This window comes from Limnospira sp., assembly GCF_051859755.1.
Classification (GTDB): domain Bacteria; phylum Cyanobacteriota; class Cyanobacteriia; order Cyanobacteriales; family Microcoleaceae; genus Limnospira; species Limnospira fusiformis.
In genome coordinates, this window is record NZ_JBIMLI010000207.1 from 1 (window position 1) to 5,502 (window position 5,502).

The 5,502-nt window shown below is 44.2% G+C and carries 6 protein-coding genes; 4 read left to right on the forward strand and 2 right to left on the reverse strand.

Going from position 1 to position 5,502, the window contains the following annotated elements; translation table 11 throughout:
- Positions 1–90: 90 nt before the first annotated feature.
- Positions 91–978 (forward strand): hypothetical protein, encoded by an 888-nt coding sequence (locus ACTIE0_RS22390; RefSeq protein ID WP_006622465.1) that lies wholly within the window; start codon positions 91–93, stop codon positions 976–978.
- A gap of 56 nt (positions 979–1,034) precedes the next feature.
- Here the strand turns inward: ACTIE0_RS22390 and ACTIE0_RS22395 are convergent, their stop codons facing one another.
- Positions 1,035–2,639 (reverse strand): cation:proton antiporter domain-containing protein, encoded by a 1,605-nt coding sequence (locus tag ACTIE0_RS22395; protein WP_006670791.1) that lies wholly within the window; start codon positions 2,637–2,639, stop codon positions 1,035–1,037.
- A 459-nt stretch (positions 2,640–3,098) separates the two neighbouring features.
- Here ACTIE0_RS22395 and ACTIE0_RS22400 point away from each other — a divergent pair, with 459 nt between their 5' ends.
- On the forward strand, positions 3,099–3,527 hold the full coding sequence (locus tag ACTIE0_RS22400; protein WP_006622462.1) for a DUF2996 domain-containing protein: 429 nt from the start codon (positions 3,099–3,101) through the stop codon (positions 3,525–3,527).
- 58 nt (positions 3,528–3,585) lie between these two features.
- Entirely contained in the window at positions 3,586–3,984 is a 399-nt protein-coding gene (msrB, locus tag ACTIE0_RS22405) for a peptide-methionine (R)-S-oxide reductase MsrB (protein ID WP_006622461.1), read from the forward strand.
- 87 nt (positions 3,985–4,071) lie between these two features.
- On the opposite strand, the gene ACTIE0_RS22410 is transcribed toward msrB, so the two are convergent.
- Positions 4,072–4,278, reverse strand: coding sequence for a hypothetical protein (locus ACTIE0_RS22410; protein ID WP_006622460.1), 207 nt, complete (start codon positions 4,276–4,278; stop codon positions 4,072–4,074).
- A 312-nt stretch (positions 4,279–4,590) separates the two neighbouring features.
- Here ACTIE0_RS22410 and ACTIE0_RS22415 point away from each other — a divergent pair, with 312 nt between their 5' ends.
- Positions 4,591–5,031 carry an Hsp20/alpha crystallin family protein gene (locus tag ACTIE0_RS22415; protein ID WP_006622459.1) on the forward strand — a complete coding sequence of 147 codons (441 nt, stop codon included), beginning with the start codon at positions 4,591–4,593 and terminating at the stop codon, positions 5,029–5,031.
- Positions 5,032–5,502: the final 471 nt, after the last annotated feature.

A 5,502-nucleotide genomic window follows, 5' to 3' on the forward strand; every position in this document is an offset into this window, starting at 1 on the left:
GTTACCTTAACGGGTAATAGTGCTATCGTCGCATTGTCAGGCAATAGCCGGATAAATGTCGCGTAAATGTATCAGCAAGGAGTCTGAATTGTGAGTAAGTCTATTATTGAATTGGTTGATGAACTCCCTACTGGTGGGATAACTGTAATGGTGTTGCGGGGGCTAGATTTTGCAGTTCCTGGTCAGTGGGATAATTTGGTAGGTTTTGAAAATACCGTTAAAACTATCACTGGCGAGGATGATCCGGGTCTGATTCAGGATATCAGTGAACGCGCCCTCTGGCTTTATAATGATAAATCTCAGGGCTACCAACGCGCACTTTGGCTATATCAAACTATTGACAGTGCGGGGACCGCTTTAGGGACGGCGGCGCTGGCTAATAAAATTAGCCAGAATGTCAGTTTTCTCGGTTTCCTGGGGAACTTGACCCCCAAAGCTGATAAAGCACAGGCGATCGATTTATCTTTAAAGGTGGTCACTGAATTGGTCGCCTTTTGCCAAATTAATGGCATTCCTGGGGATAGTATCGGCGATTTTGTCGCCTCTCTCGCTAACTATGGCGGCGAGTCTATCATGCGTATGGCGGCTTTGGTCTGTTTGGATGGGTTAATCCCTTTGGGTCCCGATTTTATTCAAAAGGGGTTGAGTATTATTGCGAATTTGACTCCCTCTGAATTGGAGAAAAGTGAGGGTTTTAAACGGATTAATCCCATGATTCCTGGGGGAGACCCAGACGGAAAGCTGCATTTTGTTCAGGAAAGTTTTAATTCCGTCACAGGTTGGATGAGTGGTTTTGTCAGCGATCATGATTTGACACCTTCTAAGGTGGTTAGCAACCTTCAGAGTTTTGTCGATATCGCTGACGATAAGTTGGATTATGTGGCGGCTTTCCTCGACATGACCACTAACTACTACACTCATACCGGTATTCAAACTCTGGCGCGACGTTTAATTGAACGTGCTTACGCTGAGATTTAACACTACCCAATTGTAGAGATAAGACACCCGCCTTGTCTCTACTTTCTCTGGTTTCCTTATACGGTAATTACCGGAATTGTACTCATCTCTAAAACGGCTTGAGAGACTGAGTTAACCATCATCTTTTTACCGTTCATGGATTTGGTACCAATTACTACATCAGTCACCCCGCGACTGGCGGCGGTCTTGACAATGGTTTCTGGTACTAATCCTGATAATACCATAAATTCAAAGCGGATATCTGCTAGAAGTTGGTGCGCTTGTTTTTCTAGTTGTAATCTTCCCGGTTCGTCTCCCACATTATCTACATATAAAACGATGATTTTACCATGGCTGCGCCGCGCTAGGTCGGCGGCTTTTAGCAATACGGAAGTTGATAGGGGTGACGGGTCTACAGCAGCTAATAAAACTGGATGACCTTTAACGGCTACTTTGGTGGGGTCTACTTCTCCCCTTTCTAAGAGTTTCGGCGCAAATACTTGGGTAGACCAAGCACCCAAGGGGGCGGTTACTAGAATTGATAAGGCGGCGATCGCTAAAATTATTTCCCCTCCCTCAATTCCCGCCGCTAAAGGTAAAGCACCAATAGCCGCTTGTACGGTGGCTTTTGCCATATTTCCCGGCAATAAAAACAGCTTTTCTTGGCGATTCCAATTACTCCCTAATGTCGATAAATACCAGCCTATTCCTCTACCTATTACCAGACCAATTACTATTAATAATAAACCCGGTAATAAGACATCCCCTAAAACCTGTAACTGAATGGTAGCCCCCATGATTACAAATAAAACAATTTCCGCTACTATCCACAATACATCAAAACTATTGCGGATTAATCGCGCTAGGGGGGCATCAAATTCGATTAAAAAGAATCCCATCGCCATCACGGCTAGATAGCCGGAGTAGTAGGGAAAGGTGTTGCTGAAAATTACCAGAAACAGTCCTAAACTGGCGGCGATGATTATGTCTTGAACTACGTTGCGCGTCCAGGTCTGCTTGACTAATAGAAATACTAATAATCGCGCGCCTAGGAAACCTGCTACTAATCCTAGGACGATTTCTAGGATTACTTGGAATGGTAGAATTTGTAAGGATGATAGGCTGATGAACCCTAGGTTAATGGCTTCTGTACTTCCTGAACCCAGAAAGTTTAGCAGTAGGCTAAATACTAATAATAGCAGGACATCTGATAAGGCGCTACCTGTTAAAATCGCGTCGGGAATGCCTTTGGTCACACCCCAGCCTAGGCTTTTTAGGCGCAACATTCCGGGGACAATAACGGCGGGTGACTCTGCGCCGACTACGCAGCCTAATAGTAGACCTGTCATGAAGTCAAAATTGAATAGGAACATTGAGGCGATCGCTACTACTAAGGCTTCTATTGAAGCGGGGAAAAATCCTAGCCGGAGGGCGACTGTTCCTTGTTGCGCTAGTTTAGAGCGATCGAGTCCTAGACCTGCTTTCATTAAAATGATCATTACCGCTACCAGTCGCAGATCGTCGGCAGCCCCTAGGACTTCTGGACTAATTAAGTTGCCAAATTCCTGACCCATGATAATGCCAATCAAAATCATCCCAATTAGAGGCGGCGCACCTAATCGGCGGGCAAGTTCCCCAGCAAAAAAACCCATCACTAGGATTAATATCGCACTCGCTAACATCCTTTAAATTCCCTCACTGCGGAAAATTGCATCCTATGCACATAATGTCGATTTTGTCAACATCTCAGAAAATGGCGATCGCTTTTGGCTTCCAAACTCGTGCATCGTGAATTTTAACTTGTGGTGAGAGAATAATTTAGGCGACGATATAATGAGGGTTGTAGCCTCTATTTTGGCATCAAGACACAGGAAGCCCTTGGATGCGATTTATCTGAGGATACCATAACCCCCAGAATCTCGTCAACTTTTTGCGAGAGATTAGCAATAAAAATGTATTAATTCTTAACAATCTTTGGAATATTAAATAGATGGAGGGGCATAGATTAGCAAAACTGATGTGATTATTTGAGGGTGGGGAAATTGACTGTTGTGGAAGGTGGGGAGGTTTTTTGGGGGAAGGCGATCGCGATCGAATAGCGATAGAATACGTTTGGGTGAATTGTAACTCAGGAACTATCGATGTCAGAAGAAGAAAAGAAAAAACCGGCCGCCAAGGCGAAAAAGGAGAAACCCCCCGCAGTGGAGGATAAGCCGTTTCCAGAGTTTATCGAAAATCATTATATTCCGGCGGTTAAGAAAGCCCTGGAGGAACAGGGAATTACAGATCTCGATGTGGCATTAGTCAAGGCTAAGTTTCCGCCTAGCCTACAAATTGCAGAAGATTGTTGGCAGGTGACGGGAAGCTGGGAAGGTGGCGCACGGAAGTTTAATATCTACTTTCCCCAAGAAGATATTAAGGGTCCAAAGTTTTTTTCCTGGGCGGCTAATGGTACTCAACCATCGGCGATCGAGGGATTTTTGGGAGATGAGCGCCGGATTACTTTAGATTTGCTGGTGTTTGGGGTGGTTCAGCGCCTGAATGCTCAAAAATGGCTGGCGTTGAATTAGGTTTTAAGTTAGGCTTTAAGTTAGGCTTTGGGAGAACACAAATCGGAGTGACTCATTTATGGTTGAGAAAGTACAAAAAACTGAGGCAGAGTGGAAGCAACAGCTAACACCAGAACAGTTCAAAGTCACCCGGAAAAAGGGGACTGAACGCGCTTTTACTGGCATATATTACGATAACAAAGAAAAGGGTGTTTATCGTTGTGTTTGCTGTGGTAATGAGTTATTCACCTCAGAAACCAAATATGATTCCGGTACGGGATGGCCAAGTTTTTGGGAACCGGTTTCGGAAAATAGTGTCCGATATGAACAGGATAATAGTTTGTTTATGCGCCGGGTAGAGGTACTCTGTGCTAAGTGTGATGCTCACCTAGGCCATGTTTTTGAGGATGGACCAAGACCGACAGGAAAGCGTTACTGCATGAATTCGGCTTCCCTAGACTTTCAAAAGACTGACTAGGTTAATGGGTTTTTAGTAAGTCTCACCGAGAATATTTAGATAATCCAGCCCGGTACTTTGGGGCTGGATTTTAATTTGATGGGGGTGCTAATTGAGTTTTAAAGCGCTAACAGGGACATCATCCCAAGACTCGACAGTGCGGAGTTTGGCGACCCAACCCATTTGCTTTTGAGTTTCGGTGAGATTGTTTTGGAAAGACTCATGACATTCCATAGCTTGAGTTTCGTCACAACAAGCAATGCAAGAATAGACAATACCATTGGGATCTAGCTGTTCGTTGACCCAAATTTTCATAGTACCCTCAGTACCCTCAGAGTGTGGATTGTCTAAATATAACGCTGCTTCTGGGGAAAAGGCAAGGCAAGTCGGAAATCCGGCTGAGACCGGGGTACTATCTGGATTAATGAATGATGGGGGTGGGTTCACTTTTCACGACCATTAAGGTACGGTTTAACGTACCACCAAGGGAAACTAAAGCAGTTCGGTTATTGCCATATTCTCAGTGTTTAAAACCGAATCCAAAACTAAGATAAATTGACTATTCTGTAAGACAAGAGGTAAGAGATAACCTCAAGTAAACCAGGATATAAAACAGGAGCAAAGATTATGGCAATCATTAGTTTTAATTGGGAATCTTTCCGGGAAATTGACACTCTGCAACGTCAAATGAATCACTTGTTTGATAGCTTAACTACTACTTCGGAAGATGTGGGTTCTGCATTTGTACCAGCAGCGGAACTTCAGGAAACGCCGGAAGCCTTACATCTGAAATTAGAAGTTCCCGGAATGAATCGCGAAGATATTGATGTACAGGTAACAGCGGATTCTATTGCTATCAGTGGGGAACGGAAATTAGAAAGACACACGGAAGAAAAAGGAGTAACCCGCAGTGAGTTTCGCTATGGTAAATTCCGCCGGGTGATTCCTCTACCAATTCGGGTCCAAAATACTAATGTTCATGGAGAATATAAAGATGGCATTCTTAGCCTGACTCTCCCTAAAGCTGAGGAAGAAAAAAATCGGGTGGTTAAGGTCGATCTGGCTTAAATCAGTTATAATGTAGGTGAAGGTGCGAGACGTTTAGGAGGTGCGAGACGTTTAGGAGTGAAATAAGGCTGCAATGCCTGAAATAACCTCCTAGAGGGAGATAAACTGTCAACCAGTTTACCCCTTAACTGTATATATGTCCCAACGCTTAGGAAGGTGTGATTCTAAGCAAGGTAGGGAACTCATGGTCAATCCCATTTTAAGAAATCGCAATACACCGTCCAAGTATTACCTAGGAGGAGTATTATAACTTACTTGGAGCGATTATGGGAAAGAGTAACGGCGATAGCCACCCCAAGTTTCAGAAATCACAAATCTGGGATTTAAGCGGGGAACGGAAGGCGTGAGGGAAAACCTATTCCCAAAATCCGACCACTGCCAACCATCCATGATTAGGGAAACCGAATGTCTGGCCTGAACCATCGTCAACATTAAGTAGCGAAATAGGTTGACACGCTGCGCTCAAAAGAG